Source organism: Arthrobacter sp. 10T419, assembly GCF_056394105.1.
In genome coordinates this window covers 158,112-173,528 of sequence record NZ_JBFTHF010000004.1, presented here as the reverse complement: position 1 = coordinate 173,528, position 15,417 = coordinate 158,112, and the positions used below count along the sequence as shown (strand labels likewise).

Here is a 15,417-nt window from a genome sequence, read left to right as displayed (position 1 = left end):
TCTGCGCTAAGACTGGTGGTGCGCAATCAGCCACTCGGCCATCTCCCGCGACCGGCCGGCGGCTGCGCGGTCTCCTCCGGCCGCGGCGACGATCGAGCCCTTCATCAGGATGTACCAGGACCGGGCGAAGCCGTCAGGATCCGTCAGGGCCGCCTCCTCGGCGAGCTGCTGCACATGGCCCCGGATCTTGTCGAGGTAATCGATGCTCGCCCTGCCCAATGGATGCGACGGGCCCATCTCCAGCAGGATGTTCACGAAGGAACAGGCCTCGAAGTCGTCCCGCGCGAACCAATCGGCAAACACATCGAAGATGGCCAGCAGCTGCTCCACGGGGGTGCGCCCCCGGCGTCGGGCCTCGGAAATGATGGTGGCTACGGTCCACTGCCGGTCGCGGCGTTCCAGGAAAGCCAGCACCAGCTCGTCCTTGGAGCCGAAGTGCCGGTAGAAGCTGGCTTTCGCCACTCCGGAGCGGCCGATGAGTTCGTTAATGCCCACGTCCCGCACGCCGCGACGCGAAAATAATTCGTACGCGACATCCAAAATACGCTCCCGGATCCCGGTAATCTCAGCACCACCGGCGTTGGTCCCACCGCCGGACGCAGGAACGCCACCACTGCCCGCGCCATGGGGCTGTGGAGAGGGAGCCTGGGAATTGGTTGAAACAGACATCAAAAATATAGTACCGCTACGCGAGACAGACTGGTCTCCCTGAGCTAAGATCAAAACTCGGGGACTAGGACTCTATTGGTCAGTACGTGGGGATACTACAAACTCCGCAGGAGAGCACCATGCCACACTTGTTGTTGTCTACCGAGACCCGCACGCGGCACGCCGCCCGGAGCCCCGAAACACATGAGGATCTGGAGCCCCTGCGCCGTCAGGTTTCCGCCATCATCGAGGCGATTCTTGAAGAGACCAAGCCGGACGAGGCCTTGGTCCGGGAACAGCTCCGCTGGCACGTCGCGAACAATCCCGGGGAGCCGGAAAAAGCGCTCCTGAACCACCTGCTGTCAGTCTCCACGACCCTGCAGGATGACACCGCTTAGATGGGCACCCCGTCAGCGGCTGATCGTCGCCTGACGGACCACTTCGCCCCACGACTGCTGCGCCAGGTCAGCCACTGACGCCAGGATTTCCGACGGCGGCAGCGACAGATCCAGCGGAAATTCCACCACATCGATATCCGTGTTGAGGATCCGCCGCAGCTTGATCTCCCCCGCGCCGGCGTAAACCAGCCACGCCGTCGGCACCCGCAGCGACGTGCAATACGCGAGCATCCGGTAGTGGTCAGCGGACAGTGAGGCGCCGATGTCGGACGCCGCCTTGTACTTCGCGTCATACACCATCACGGGCCGGCCGCCCAGCAGATGCACCGCGCCCGGTTGCACCATGATCCGGTCGGAGTCCCGCACCGCCTCGTTCAACATCGAGTTGTAGCGCAGCCGCATCTCCCCCGGGTACGCGGCCATGGCCTCGCGCAGCGCGATGCCGACAAAGTCCTCGAAGACTTTGGCCATGTCCACCACGAACGACGCCGAGTGCTGCTTTCCGTCCCCGGCTTCGGCCGAGGCGTTGCGCAGGATGACCTCCGCGAGCCGCAAGGCCGCGTGGTAGCGGGTGTTCATCCGGCTGGCCCGCCACCGCGGCAACGGGGCGCCGGACTGCAGGCGCGTCACGGCGTCGAGCTTTCCCTTCAACCGCCGCAGCCGGCTCAGCACATCGGCCCGCACCCCCGGCACCTGCGACATCCGTTCGAGGGCCGCGCGCAGGATGCGGTTTTCCGAGATGTCCTCGGTGAATTCGTCGTAGGAGACCTCAAGCGGCACCAGCATGCCGGGGCGGCGGGAGATCTGGTCGGACATCCTGATCCGGCCCTTAACGGTGCGGAGCGACTCGTCGACGTTCAGGTAGCCCTGCAGCACCCCGCGGCTGAGGGCCCGGTCGGCGAGCTGGGCCAGCGACTCGGCCAGGGCGCTCCAGAGATCGGTGTCCTCGACCGCGGCCACGGCGTCATCCCGAAAGCCCTGGTTTTCCGTGTAGCCGAGCAGGAACAGCAGCCGGCCGAGGCCCAGCCGCTCCTTGGGCCGGACTTCCAGCTGCACTGAGGGGGTGCGCACGGAGCCCACCTTGCCGACAGGTTCGATCCGGAACAGGCCCATGCCCAGCGGAGAAGCCTTGGCCAGTCCGCTGCCGTTGATGTACGCGGCGCTGCCCGCATCGACCCGTTCCACCACTCCCCCGGACAGCTCATCCAGGACGATGTGGCGGACGGTGCCGGCAGGGGCGAGGCTAGACGCGCGCAAGGCGGCTCAACAGTTGCTCCAGTCCGAACCGTTCCTCCAGCTGCGCCCGGTTGAGCTGGCCGTGGTAGTGCTCCTCCAGCAGCGGCATCAGCTCGTACTTCCAGATCCGGCGCAGCCCGGTGGGTGTCTGGGCGGCTTTTTTCATGAAGTAGGACGGCCCGATCATCAGGTCCCGGTCCCACTCGTCGATGGCGTTGTTCAGCTCGTCGAGCAGCAGCGCCGGCGTCGTGTCCAGGCCCCGGGCCTGCAGGAAGCGCAGCAGCGAGCCCTTCACCGGTTCGGTCTTGGGATGCAGTTCGATGAAGGAGAACCGCCGGCGGATGGCGGCGTCCATCATCGCGATGGAGCGGTCCGCGGTGTTCATGGTGCCGATGATGTACAGGTTGTCCGGCAGCGAGAACGGCTCCGTGGGGCTGTATTGCAGGTAGATCCGGTCGTCGCGGTACTCCAGCAGGAAGTACAGCTCGCCGAAGACCTTCGCCAGGTTGGCCCGGTTCATCTCATCGATGATCAGGAAGTATGGCTTGCCCTCGTTGCCGGGTTTGGCGGCCTCCTCGGCCAGCCTGCGGAGCGGTCCGGCCACCAGCTTAAAGGACACCTGGCCCTCGTCGGTCTTGTCCGGCCGGTAGCCCTCGAAGAAGTCCTCGTACGCGTAGGAGGGGTGGAACTGGACGAGTTTGACCCGCTCGTCGCCGGTGTCCCCGGCCAGTTCGGCGGCGAGGTGCTTGGCCAGGTAGGTTTTGCCGGTGCCGGGCGGGCCGTAGAGCACCAACTGGCGGTTTTCCTCCAGCAGTTCGGCGATTTCCTGCAGCGGTTCGAGGTCCATGTGCAGGGACGCGGCGAATTCCGCCGTCAGCGGCCGGAAGCCCTCGCATGGCTCGACGACGGCGTCCGGCTCGGCGCCGTCGTCGGCCTCTGCCTCGGCTTCGGCCGGGAGCAAGGTCTCGAGCGCCTGGATCACCCGGGTGACGTCCACGATGAGCCCCGAGCTGGCCAGCTGGCGCTGCACGTGGCGGGGCAATTCGGCCATCGAGTGGACCTCGTCGAACCAGCGGACCTTCCGGCGTAGCCGGCGGTTGTCATCATGGTGTTCGGGTTCGCCCAGCACCACGCCGACTCGGACGGTCCCCGAGTTCTGGTACAGCGTGAAGTCGCCCGGCTTCATCACGGTCAGGAAGGCGAAGACGGCGGTCTTGGTGTCCTCACGTTCCACGTAGCTGAGGTGCTTGTAGTCCTCGTCCACGGCGTGTTGGACCAGGCCGGCGGTCACGCCCGGGTCCAACAGACGGAGGTGTTCGACGTCGAGGGTCACCGCTTCGTCGTCCTGCCAGGCGGCCAGCAGCTCGGCGTTGTCGTGGTGGCTGCGCAGCAGCCAGGCGCGGCGGCCGGGATCGGCCACCTTCCGCCACTGGCTGACCAGCTGCCGCGAGTACCAGTCGATCCGCTGCCCGGCCTGTTCGTCGAGGTGCAGCCTGATGCGGTGGATGTCCGCGGAGATTTCCTCGTCGGAGTCACCCCTGGCACCGCCAACCAGGGAGGCGAAGGCATCCCGGATCTCCTGGCGTTCGACGTCGGCAACGACGGGCTCGAAGTAGCCGGGCCAGACCAGGAATTCGATGCTGCGCCGGATCGCGGGCTGGTCTTCCGGGGTGCCAATCGTGAGTTCGTGGAAGGCCAGCGGGTCCTTGATCGCGGCCTGGACGACGCCGGCCGGTCGCTGGGCGACGTGCCGAACGAAGCGGCAGAGCCACTTCAGGTGGTCCCAAATCGTCCAGTTGAACTCCGCGGTGCGGTCCCGGATCACCCCGTGGTCCGTCATGCCCGCATAGAGTTCGTCCGGGAGCGCCAGCGGAGGCTCCAGCCAGGACGCCGCCTCCGCGACGCGGGCCCGCTTGACCTTGAGTGACTTGACCTCGTGCGCCAGCGGCAGCGACTGCAGGAACAATAGCTCGACGGCCAGCTGCTTCGCCCCGCGGGTGGCGCCCTCAAGGTTTTCGCGGAGGTTGGTCATCATCGGCGCCTTGGGGTCCGGGATGCCCCGCTCCAGCCGCTCCAGCAACTCCGAGGCCGCCGCAACCGACCACGTCCTAGTCCGGCCGTCCAGCGGCGACGCCTTGCCGAGCAGCCCCGGGCCCAGTACAAACCACGCCGCGTCTTCGATCTCTTTGGAGATGCCGAGGGCGCGGTGCATGGCGGGCTTTTTGTTGGGGGTCATGCCTTCAATTTACAGGCTTAAGCTGAACGCCCGCATCACGCCGCAGATCAGAACTACCGGCGAGTAGCTTTGTTCCGCGGTTCTGGCGGAGCCCGCAGAGCGCCCGCGGAGGGCGGCCGGGGTATTACTTGACGGCCGGGCGGCGCTTGACGCCGAAGGTGAAATAGCTGCCCGGGCCGACGAAGTTGATGAGAGTGGCTGCCCGCCACAACGCCTTGCTGCCGCGGATCTCCTCCGCCGGGCGGCGCGAGATGTCGCGCTGGGCGGCAATCAGGAGGGAGAGCTGGACGACGGCCGCTGTGATGGTGCCGAACTTCGCCATCGGCGAGAGCTCTTTCCAGGTCTTCTTCCGCGCCTTCATCTTGCTTCGCTTGGCCATGATCCGTGCTCCTAAGGTTTGCATCCTGCCGGCTTCCCGCGGGCCTGTTCAGTCTAGGACCGATCCCGGCAGCGAGGTAGGGGCTAGTGGGTCTGGCGGGCCGCCGGCCCAACTAGCTCGCATTAGTTGTCGTTTAGCGGGCTCAAAACGACAACTACTGCCAGTCAGTTGGGTTCGTGGCGGGCCGCCGCGAAAGGCGCGAGCTTTACCTTCTGCTCGGGGGTCAGCCGAAGCACCCGCCCGGTGGCTTCGTCCACAAAAGCGAGGTGGCTGCTCGCCTTGACGCAGTCTTCGCCGGTGACGGGGTCCTGGACCAGGTAGTGGATGTCGAAGCTGGCCCCTTTGACCGCGCCGACCCACAACTGCACCACGGCGGGAACGTTGCGGTATTCCAGCGTCCGGACGTAGCGGATCTTATGCTCAACGACCAGCGCCAGCGTGCCCTCCGGGATGTCGTTGAAGAGCGACACCTGGGGTTCCATGCCGGGCAGGCCCGCTCCCCGCGGCGGCCCGAAGGCGGCGATGCGGGCCTCCTCCAGGATCCGGACGATCTGCACGTTGTTGATGTGGCCGTAGGCGTCCATATCGCCCCAGCGCATCGGCACCTGCACCTCGAGGCGCCGGGGTTCGCTGGTTCCGGGCATGCTCCCGGCCCCGGTTCCGGCGCTCAGCTGTGCACCGCCGTCGGCTCTTCCTCGAGAGACGCCTCAGCGTCTTCGCCGGCGAACTGGGACATGTACAGGCGGTAGTAGGCACCGCGCAGTTCGAGCAGTTCCGCGTGCCTGCCCTGTTCGACGATGCGTCCGGCTTCCATCACCAGGATGGTGTCCGCGTCCCGGATGGTGGAGAGGCGGTGGGCGATCACGAAGCTGGTCCGCTCGGTGCGCAGCGCGGCCATGGCCTTCTGGACCAGAACCTCGGTGCGGGTATCAACCGAGCTGGTGGCCTCGTCCAGGATCAGCAGCGAGGGGTTGGCCACGAAGGCCCGCGCAATGGTGATCAGCTGCTTCTCCCCGGCGCTGATGTTGTTGCCTTCCTCGTCGATGACGGTGTTGTAGCCCTCCGGGAGCGCCCGCACGAAGCGGTCCACGAAGGTCGCCTTAGCCGCGGCCATGATCTGGTCCTCGGTGGCGTCCAGCTTGCCGTAGCGGATGTTCTCGTAAATCGTGCCGCCGAACAGCCACGCGTCCTGCAGGACCATGCCCACCTTGGAGCGCAGTTCGGCGCGGCTGAGCCGGGTGACGTCGACGCCGTCGAGCGTGATGCTGCCTGCGTTGAGCTCGTAGAAGCGCATCACGAGATTCACCAGGGTGGTCTTGCCCGCCCCGGTCGGGCCGACGATGGCCACGGTGTGCCCGGGCTCGGCGGTGAAGGACAGGTCCTCGATCAGCGGCTTGTCCGGGGTGTAGCTGAAGGTGACGTGCTTGAACTCAACGTGCCCGTCAGTTTTGGCCGGGAGGTGCTCGAGGGCGGTCTCGGCGTCCTGTTCGTCGGCGTCGAGGAGTTCGAAGACCCGCTCGGCGGAGGCCACGCCGGACTGCAGCATGTTGGCCATGCCGGCCATTTGCCCCAGCGGCTGGGTGAACTCGCGCGAGTACTGGATGAACGCCGTGGCGTCGCCCAGGCTCATCCCGCCCGAGGCCACCCGCAGCCCGCCGACGACGGCGATCCCCACGTAGCTGAGGTAGGAGACGAACTGCATCACCGGCATGATCATGCCGGACACGAACTGGGCGCCGAAGCTGGCCTTGTAGAGTTCCTCGTTCCGTTCGTCGAAGCGGGCCAGCATGTCGGCGTCGCGGCCGAAGACGCGGACCAGGTCGTGGCCGGAGAAGGATTCCTCGATCTGGCCGTTGAGCTCGCCAGTGTTCTTCCACTGCGCGGCGAAGAGCTTCTGGCTGCGGGCGCCGATGATGCCGGCGGCGACCCCCGAGAGCGGGAGGGCGATGAGCGCGATCAGGGCCAGCTGCCAGGACACGATGAACATCATGATCACGATGCCGATCACGGTCAGTGCCGAGTTCACCAGCTGCGCGAACGCCTGCTGCAGGGCCTGCTGGATATTATCGACGTCGTTGGTGACGCGGGAAAGGATGTCGCCGCGCTGGCGGGTGTCAAAGTAGCCCAGCGGCAGCTTATTGAGCTTCTTCTCGGTGTCGTCGCGCAGCCGGCGGACCACCCGCATGACCAGCACGTTCAGGACGTAGCCCTGCAGCCACAGGAAAATGTTCGCGACGAAGTACATCACCAGCACGATGCTGATGAGGAAGGCGAGCTTCTGGAAGTCGATGCCCACGCCGGGCACAACGTCCATCCGGGCCAGCATGTCCGCGAAGTTGTCCTGGCCCTGGGAGCGCAGTCCGGCGATGAACTGGTCCTTGGTGGCGCCGGCCGGCAACTGCTTGCCGACCACTCCCCCGAAGATCACGTCCATCGCCTGGCCCAGGATGCGCGGGGCGATCACGTTGAGGACGACGGCGACTGTCACCATCGCGAGGACCGCGGCGATGCCGGCCCGCTCGGGTTTCAGCAGGCCCATCAGCCGCTTCGCCGAGGGCCAGAAGTGCTGGGCTTTCTTCGCCGGCACGGCGCCGAACATACCGCCGTCGGCTTCGCCGGGGGTGAATTCCTCCTCGTAGAAGTCCTCCTCGGGAGCTTCGGCGGGGGCCTCCACGGGCGCCTCGTGGGGAGCCTTGCCGGCGGAGCCGTGGCTGAGCTTTTCGTTGGTGCTCATGCGATGGCCTCCGCGGTCAGCTGGGATTCGACGATTTCCTGGTAGGTGCTGGAGCTGGCGAGGAGCTCCTCGTGGGTTCCGCGGTCCACGATCCGGCCGTTGTCCAGGACGAGGATCTGGTCCGCGTCCGCGATGGTGGAGACGCGCTGGCCCACGATGATCACCGTCGCGTCGGCCGTCTTGGCCTTGAGCGCCTTCCGCAGCCGGGCGTCGGTGGCGACATCCAAGGCGGAGAAGGAGTCGTCGAACAGGAAGACCTTGGGTTCGGTGACGAGTGCGCGGGCGATGCAGAGACGCTGCCGCTGGCCGCCGGAGACGTTGGTGCCGCCCTGGGAAATCCGGGCGCCGAGTCCGTTTTTCTTTTCACGGACGAAGTCTGCGGCCTGGGCCACCGTGAGGGCGTCCCAAAGTTCCTCGTCGGTCGCTTCGGACTTGCCGAAGCGCAGGTTGTGCTCGATGGTGCCGGAGAACAGGTAGGGCCGCTGGGGCACCATCGCGACGCGCCCGGTGATTTCGGCGCGGTCCAGTTGGGTGACCGGGACGCCGTCGAGCAGCACCTCGCCGGAGGCGGCGTCGAAGAGCCGCGGCAGCAGCGCCAGCAGGGTGGTCTTGCCTGCGCCGGTGGACCCGATGATCGCGACGGTCTGGCCCGGTTCGGCGGTGAAGCTGATGTCACTGAGCACCGGTGCCTCGGCACCGGGGTAGGCGAAGGAGACGTTCCGGAACTCCACCCGGCCAGCCTTGGCGGCGGGCGCCACGGGGGCGAGCGGTTCGTGGATGGAGGGTTCGACGTCGAGCACCTCGCCGATGCGGTCCGCGCAGACGGAGGCGCGCGGGATCATCATCGCCATGAACGTGCCCATCATGACGGCCATCAGGATCTGCAGCAGGTACTGCAGGAACGCCGTCAGCGAGCCCACCTGCATCTCCCCGGCGTCCACCCGCTGGCCGCCAAACCAGAGCACGGCGGCGGTGGAAACGTGCAGGATCATCCCGATCGCAGGGAACATCAGCACGAACAAGGCGCCGATCTTGAGCGAGACGTCGGTGAGTTCCTTGTTGGCGGCGCCAAAACGCTGCGCTTCGTGCGGCTCGCGGACGAACGCACGGACCACGCGGATGCCGATGATCTGCTCGCGCAGGATGCCGTTGAGCCGGTCGATCTTGGCCTGCATGGAACGGAACAGCGGCATCAGGCGGACCACGAGGTAGCCGACCACGACCACCAGCAGCGGCACCGAGACCCAGACCAGCCAGGACAGGTTGAGGTCCTCGCGGAGGGCCATGACGATGCCGCCGATGCACATGATGGGCGTGGCCACCATGAAGTTCAGCCCCATCAGCATCAGCATCTGGACCTGCTGGACGTCGTTGGTGCCGCGGGTGATCAGCGTTGGGGCGCCGAAGACGTTGACGTCCCTGGCGGAGAAGCTGCTGACCTTGCGGAAAACGCCCCGGCGCAGGTCCCGGCCGAACGCCATCGCGGCCTTGGAACCGAAGTACACACCGGCAATCGCGGTGACCACCTGGACCAGGGCGACGCCGAGCATGAGACCGCCGGTGCGCCAGATGTAGTCCGTGTCGCCGCGGGAGACTCCCTCGTCGATGATTTGGGCGTTGAGGCTGGGCAGGTACAGGGCCGCGATAGTGGAGGCCAACTGGAAGATGACGACGGCCGCAATAAACGGCAAATACGGCTTGGAATAGCGCCGTATGAGGGTGACAAGCATGCCCACGGGTCCTTAAGAATGGTTCATGAAGCGCAGAAGAGGAAGAACAGCAGACGAACAAGGAAAGTTATAGCAGCCGGGACCGACAGCCTTAGCTGTCCCACTCTACGAAATCCCGTGCCGGGGTGGTACCTCCAGCTGCGGATGTCAGCCAATCGTTGTACTTAACCCGCTGAGGGGGCCACCGCGAGGGCGCCGAGGCGTCCAAAAGCGGCCCCGCGGCTCCCCCGGAGGGCAGACGCGGGACCGCTTTCGTGGGGTCGTTTACTCGCCGCGGTGCCGGCCCTGCGTGGCGATGTAGTCGGCCGCCGCGCGCTGGAGCTTGCGTTCCTTGGCGAGCTGGCGCCGCAGGGTGGTGAGTTGCTCCGCCACCCGGGCCTGTTCGGCCGCGATCGCGCGCTGTTCCGCCGCCTGCTCGTGGACGGCACGCAGGGCATCCGCCAGCTGCACCTGCTGTTCGGCCAGCAACCGCTGGGTCTGGAGCAGCAGGGGCACGACGTCGGCGTCGTCGGCGCGCGCCTCGGCCACCATGGTCCGGGCCCGGAGCCGGGCGCCTTCACGCTCGGCCCTGGCTTCGCCGTCACTGTTCTGGCGGTTGTCCGCACTCAGCCGCGCGGCGTCCGGGAACCGGGACCCGGTGGCGCGCTGCCGGCTCAGGACCTCGATGAACTCGCGGTCCAGGTCGACGATGCCGGTCTCGGCGGAGTCGTGCCCTGGCGTGGGAGCCGCGGCGGGCCCCACTGCGGGGCCGGAAGCGGCGGCGGCGTGGGCAGCCACCCCGGCGGCAGCTTCGACGTCGGCGGCGGTTCCGGAACCGGTAACGGCGGCGGAGGCCGAAGCTTCCGGTCGGATGTCGACGGTGCGGCGGAGCGGCTTTTCCTTGATGAACAGGATGGCCACCAGCGCCACGAGACCGATGATGGCGGAGATCAGGAAGACCTCTGCGATCGCGTCACCGTAAGCGGCCCGCATGATGTCGCGGATCGGTGCGGGCATGTCCTTGAGGTCCATGCTGGCCCCTGTGGATCCTGCCGGGACCTTGATCCGGGCGGCAGCGAGGCCTTCCACGGCCAGATCCTTGACCCGGTTGCCCAGCACGGCGCCGAGGACCGAGACGCCGATGGCGCCGCCGACGGACCGGAAGAAGGCTACCGAGGCGCTGGCCGTGCCGATGTCCTTGGCCTGGACCGTGTTCTGGACGGCGAGGACGAGGTTTTGCATCAGCAAGCCCAGCCCGACGCCGAGGATGGCCGTGTAGATTCCGGTCAGCCAGAGCTCCGTGGTGTGGTCCATGCTGCCGGCCAGGCCGAGGCCGCCGATCAGCGCGACGGCGCCCGCGACCAGGTAGCGCTTCCACTTGCCGGTGCGGCTGATCAGCTGGCCGGAGAGCACGGAGCCGATGAGGTTGCCCGCGATCATGGGCAGCGTGAGCAGGCCGGCTTCGGTGGGGGTGGCACCGCGGGCCACCTGGAAGTACTGGCCCAGGAACGTCGAGGAGCCGAACATGCCGACACCGACGGCCACGGAGGCGAGGATTGCCAGGGCGGTGGTGCGCTCGGAGATGATCTTAAGCGGGATGATGGGCTGGGCCACCTTGGATTCCACCAGCACCAGCAGGCCCAGGAGCACGATGCCGCCGCCCACCATGGCGACCGTCTGCCAGGACCACCAGTCGTAGTAGTCCGGGTTGCCGGCGAAGGAAACCCAGATCAGCAGCAGGCTGACGCCGGAGGTCAGCAGGATGGAGCCGAGCCAGTCGATCTTGGCCGGGCGCTTGACGTGCTGGATCTTCAGCGTGACCTGCAGCAGGATCAGGGCGACGACGGCGAGCGGGACGCAGACGAAAAAGGTCCAGCGCCAGCCGAGCGGGCTGTCGACGATGAAGCCGCCGAGCAGCGGGCCGCCCGCCGTGCCGACGGCCATGACGCCGCCCATGTAGCCGGAGTACTTGCCGCGGTCGCGCGGCGGGATCATCGAGCCGATGATGGCCTGCGCCAGGGCGGTGAGGCCGCCCATCGCGATGCCCTGGATGACGCGGGCGGTCAGCAGCAGCGGGATGGTCTCGGACAGGCCCGCCATGACGGAGCCGGCCACGAAGATCACGATGCTGAGCTGGACGAGGACCTTTTTGTTGAAGAGGTCCGCGAGCTTGCCCCAGATCGGGGTGGTGGCCGCGTTGGCCAGCAATGCGGCCGTGATGACCCAGGCGAAGTCCGTCTGGGTGCCCTTGAGTTCGGACATGATGGTCGGCAGCGCGTTCGCAACGATGGTGCTGCTCAGGATGGCAGTGAAGAACGCCGCCAGCAGGCCGGTCAGCGCTTCCATGATCTGCCGGTGGCTCATGGCCGCCTGCGGTTCGTGGTGCGGTTGCGGTGCGGGGGCCGCTTGCGCGGTGGTGGCCGGGTACGGCCCGGCGGCGGCAGCGTGGCTGGCCATAGATTTACTCCTCAACAAAGTTGGTCGTGTCGGCGGATCCGGCCGTCTTTGCCCGGGCTGAACTCCTGAGGGATTCAGCTAGTTTCTTCAAGGTGCGCGAGGTCTCTTCGACGTCGTCCTCGCTCCAGTCCTGCAGGAAGCCCTGCAGCGTGGCGGCGCGCTGCGCCTCGATGGAGCGCAGTTTCTCGGTCCCGGCCGTCGAGAGCGCGATGAGCTGCGCCCGGCCGTCCTCGGGATCCGGCCGCCGGACCACGTAGCCCTGCTCGAGCAGTTCGGCGAGGTGTCGGCTGAGCACGGGGGCGCTGACGCCCAGCCGCTCCGCGAGCTGCGTGGCTCGGGTTTCGCCCTCCCCCACAAAGCGCAGGACGCCCTGCAGCGCGACGCCGGTATCGTCGCCGCGAAGGTTCGCCGCGGCGACGCACCGGACGGCGCGCTGGAGATCGAAGATTTGGTGGACCAGCTTGGCTGCAGTGGTCGATGCAACTGACATGTTTGGAAGCCCCTTACTTACTTGCCTGAAGCAACAATACAATAAATTGATTGCTTTGGGAAACTAAGAAGCCTCGACGGGGAGCGCACCCATACACAAAAGGGCCCCGGATCCGTGAGGATTCGGGGCCCTGTTGTGTTCGTTCGTTGGGATGGGGGTTTAGACGTCCAGGTGCGTGGGGGCGAACATCTTGAGCAGGGTTTCGACGACGACGACGTTCGGCCCGTCCGCCGCGAAGCCCGCCCTCAGCGCGTCCCCGACGTCCTCGGGGGCCACCCGGACCGCCGGGACGCCGAAGGCCTCAGCCAGTTTCACAAAGTCGGGGCGGGCCAGCTCGGTGGCAGTGGCTTTGCCGAACGCGCCCACCATGTACTCGCGCAGGATGCCGTAGCCGCCGTCGTCGACGATCAGCCAGGTGACCGGAACGTTGTGCTGCTTGGCGGTGGCCAGCTCGGAGATCGAGTACATCGCCGAGCCGTCGCCGGACACCGCGAGCACCCGGGCCGAACCGCCCGGTTTACCGGTGGTCTCCAGCCCCACGGCGCCGCCGATTGCCGCCGGGAAGCCAAAGCCGAGGCCGCCGGCGCCCTGGGCGGAGTGGAACTGGCCCTCGCGGGCGTCCCAGCAGCTCCAGGCCCAGTAGGCGGAGATCGTCATGTCCCAGAACGTCTGCATCTGCGCAGGAACGGCTTCGCGGATGTCGGCCATGAACTTCAGTTCCTTGGCGAGGTCCTGCGATTCCAGCCGGGCCTTTACCTTGGCCAGGGTCTCTTTGACCATGCTCTCAGCCGAACTGCCGTGCCAGTCGGGGCGGGCGTCGGCCGGTGCGGCTGCCAGGGCCTCGTCGAGGGCTGCGAGAGCCTGGCCGGCGTCGGCACGGATGCCCAGGCCCGGACGGTTGGACTCGAGCACCCGCGGCTCGGCGTCGATCTGGATGATCCGGCCGCGGGGTTCGAAGGTGAAGTAATTGGAGGTGACCTCGCCGAGCGAGGAGCCGATGACGATCAGCACGTCGGCGTCCTCGAGCAGCTCCGTCATGTACTGGTCCTCGATCCAGGACTGGAGCGAGAGTTCATGGGTCCAGGGGAACGCGCCGTTGCCGCCGGGGGTGCAGATCACCGGCGCGTGCAGCTTCTCCGCGAGGGACAGCAGCGACTTCTCCGCGTGGCCGCGGCGGGTGCCGCCGCCGGCGATGATGGCCGGACGCTTCGCCTCCGCAAGCCATTTCGCGGCTTCGCGAACCAGCTCCACGCGGGGCGGGTTGTCCGCGGCTTCGGCGAGTGCGTCCTCCACCGGGGGCACCATGATCGGGTCCAGCAGGACATTCTGCGGGATTTCGATCCACACCGGGCCCTGCGGTGAGGAGATGGCCTCGGTCCAGGCGTCCTGGATGGCCGAGGGGATGCCGGAGGCGTGCTGGATCAGCCGCTGGCTCTTGGTGACGTTGGCGGCCGAGGCTTTCTGGTCATCGAGCTGGTGCAGCATGCCCTTGCGCCGCGCGCCGAGGCCGTCGAGCGGAATCTGGCTGGCCACCACCACCATCGGCACCCCGGTGGCGTAGGCCTCCTGCAGGCCGGCCAAAGAGGTCAGCGCCCCGGGGCCGGTGGAGAGGAACAGGACACCGACTTCACCGGTGGCACGGGAATAGCCGTCGGCGGCGAAGGCGGAGTTGTTCTCCACCCGCGAGGAGACGAAATGCAGTTTTCCGCGGCCCATCGCATCGAAGAGTCCGAGGGCGTGCTGGCCGGGGATGCCGAAGACGGTCTTGGCGCCGAGCGCCTCGAGCGTCTCAACGACCAGGTCGCCGCCGTTGCGCACGCCGGTCACTGGGCGGCTCCGGTTTCGACCGGCTGGGCTGCCGGAGCGGCGAAGCCGGCCGGACGGCGGGACTCGTGGCCGAGGGCCTGCGCGGCGTAGCCGTTGGGCGCGCCGGTCCGGTCGCCGTCGACGGCGCTGTCGGCCATCAGGGTGACGAGTTCGTAGGCGACGTGGCTGGCGGCGACGCCGGTGATCTCGGCGTGGTCGTACGCCGGGGCGACCTCGACGACGTCGGCCCCCACCAGGTTCATGCCGCGGAAGCCGCGGATGATCTCCAGCAGTTCGCGGCTGGTGATGCCGCCGGCTTCCGGGGTTCCGGTGCCGGGCGCGTGGGCGGGGTCGAGGACGTCGATGTCGACGGAGATGTAGAGCGGGCGGTTGCCGATCCGGTCGCGGACCTTGGCTACGGTTTCCAGCACGCCCTGGTAGTAGACATCGGCGGAGGTGACAATGCCGAAGCCGAAGCGGTGGTCGTCGTCGAGGTCCTTCTTGCCGTAAAGCGGGCCGCGGGTGCCGATGTGGCTGATTGCCTCGGTGTCCAGGATGCCTTCCTCGACGGCGCGGCGGAAGGGGGTGCCGTGGGTGTATTCGGCGCCGAAGTAGGTGTCCCAGGTGTCCAGGTGCGCGTCGAAGTGAAGCATGGCGACGGGCTGTCCGGCGCGTTCGGCGGCGGCGCGAAGCAGGGGCAGCGCGATGGTGTGGTCTCCGCCCAGCGTCAGCAGCTTGCCGCCGGCAGCGGTCAGGTCCAGCGCGTTCTGCTGGATGGTTTCGATGGCCTCGTTGATGTTGAACGGGTTGACGGCCATGTCCCCGGCGTCGGCGACCTGGATGTTCTCGAAGGGGCTGATGTCCCAGGCCGGGTTGTACGGCCGCAGCAGCCGGCTGGCTTCACGGACGTGGTTGGCGCCGAAGCGCGCGCCGGGGCGGTAGGAGACACCGGAGTCAAAAGGAACGCCGACCACCGTGACGTCAGCCTTGGCCACCTGGTCCAGCCGCGGCAGGCGGGCAAAAGTGGCGGCGCCGGCGTAGCGCGGGATGCGGGAGGAATCTATGGGGCCAAGGTTGCCATTGGCCTCGATGCGCAGCTCTTCCAAGGGAGGAGTCTCCTTCGAGGGTTGTCCGACGGGTGTGACTGCCATCATACACTCGGAGTTGTCTGCTGCGCATCAGTTGTTTACCAACGATGGCGACTGCGCTCGCGCTCGGACCGGCAGCGAGCGCTCCCTCCCAGTTCTTGGGTCGCGCAGCGTGCGCCGCCGCGGCCGGTCCTCGGCTTTCCGGGCTTTCCACGGCCACCGGGGCCGGCCGGGCC

At 67.3% G+C, this 15,417-nt stretch carries 12 protein-coding genes; 1 reads left to right on the top strand and 11 read right to left on the bottom strand.

Going from position 1 to position 15,417, the window contains the following annotated elements; genetic code table 11:
• Positions 1 to 6: 6 nt before the first annotated feature.
• Positions 7 to 669 (bottom strand): TetR/AcrR family transcriptional regulator, encoded by a 663-nt coding sequence (locus tag AC1DBD_RS09675; protein WP_476981972.1) that lies wholly within the window; start codon positions 667 to 669, stop codon positions 7 to 9.
• A gap of 119 nt (positions 670 to 788) precedes the next feature.
• Here AC1DBD_RS09675 and AC1DBD_RS09670 point away from each other — a divergent pair, with 119 nt between their 5' ends.
• The gene (locus AC1DBD_RS09670) at positions 789 to 1,046 is read left to right on the top strand and encodes a hypothetical protein (protein ID WP_441418324.1); all 258 of its coding nucleotides are present in this window, start codon (positions 789 to 791) and stop codon (positions 1,044 to 1,046) included.
• Between the two features lie 12 nt (positions 1,047 to 1,058).
• On the opposite strand, the gene AC1DBD_RS09665 is transcribed toward AC1DBD_RS09670, so the two are convergent.
• The 10 genes from AC1DBD_RS09665 to speB form a co-directional block, all read right to left on the bottom strand.
• Positions 1,059 to 2,303: a 5-methylcytosine restriction system specificity protein McrC gene (locus tag AC1DBD_RS09665; protein ID WP_476981971.1), complete on the bottom strand. Its 1,245-nt coding sequence runs from the start codon at positions 2,301 to 2,303 to the stop codon at positions 1,059 to 1,061.
• On the bottom strand, positions 2,290 to 4,518 hold the full coding sequence (locus AC1DBD_RS09660) for an McrB family protein (RefSeq protein WP_476909141.1): 2,229 nt from the start codon (positions 4,516 to 4,518) through the stop codon (positions 2,290 to 2,292). Before AC1DBD_RS09660 ends, AC1DBD_RS09665 begins: the two co-directional genes overlap by 14 nt.
• A 124-nt stretch (positions 4,519 to 4,642) precedes the next feature.
• Positions 4,643 to 4,897: a hypothetical protein gene (locus AC1DBD_RS09655; RefSeq protein WP_175322085.1), complete on the bottom strand. Its 255-nt coding sequence runs from the start codon at positions 4,895 to 4,897 to the stop codon at positions 4,643 to 4,645.
• Positions 4,898 to 5,061: 164 nt separating this feature from the next.
• Positions 5,062 to 5,496, bottom strand: coding sequence for an acyl-CoA thioesterase (locus AC1DBD_RS09650; protein ID WP_476982033.1), 435 nt, complete (start codon positions 5,494 to 5,496; stop codon positions 5,062 to 5,064).
• 68 nt (positions 5,497 to 5,564) lie between these two features.
• The gene (locus AC1DBD_RS09645; RefSeq protein WP_476981970.1) at positions 5,565 to 7,631 is read right to left on the bottom strand and encodes an ABC transporter ATP-binding protein; all 2,067 of its coding nucleotides are present in this window, start codon (positions 7,629 to 7,631) and stop codon (positions 5,565 to 5,567) included.
• The gene (locus tag AC1DBD_RS09640; RefSeq protein WP_441418319.1) at positions 7,628 to 9,361 is read right to left on the bottom strand and encodes an ABC transporter ATP-binding protein; all 1,734 of its coding nucleotides are present in this window, start codon (positions 9,359 to 9,361) and stop codon (positions 7,628 to 7,630) included. The genes AC1DBD_RS09645 and AC1DBD_RS09640 overlap by 4 nt, the downstream gene beginning before the upstream one ends.
• Before the next feature lie 264 nt (positions 9,362 to 9,625).
• Positions 9,626 to 11,704: an MDR family MFS transporter gene (locus AC1DBD_RS09635; protein ID WP_476982032.1), complete on the bottom strand. Its 2,079-nt coding sequence runs from the start codon at positions 11,702 to 11,704 to the stop codon at positions 9,626 to 9,628.
• A gap of 97 nt (positions 11,705 to 11,801) precedes the next feature.
• The gene (locus AC1DBD_RS09630) at positions 11,802 to 12,287 is read right to left on the bottom strand and encodes a MarR family winged helix-turn-helix transcriptional regulator (RefSeq protein ID WP_476981969.1); all 486 of its coding nucleotides are present in this window, start codon (positions 12,285 to 12,287) and stop codon (positions 11,802 to 11,804) included.
• Positions 12,288 to 12,446: 159 nt separating this feature from the next.
• Entirely contained in the window at positions 12,447 to 14,114 is a 1,668-nt protein-coding gene (locus AC1DBD_RS09625) for a thiamine pyrophosphate-binding protein (protein WP_476981968.1), read from the bottom strand.
• Positions 14,111 to 15,199: an agmatinase gene (gene speB, locus AC1DBD_RS09620; protein WP_476981967.1), complete on the bottom strand. Its 1,089-nt coding sequence runs from the start codon at positions 15,197 to 15,199 to the stop codon at positions 14,111 to 14,113. Before speB ends, AC1DBD_RS09625 begins: the two co-directional genes overlap by 4 nt.
• Positions 15,200 to 15,417 lie beyond the last annotated feature (218 nt).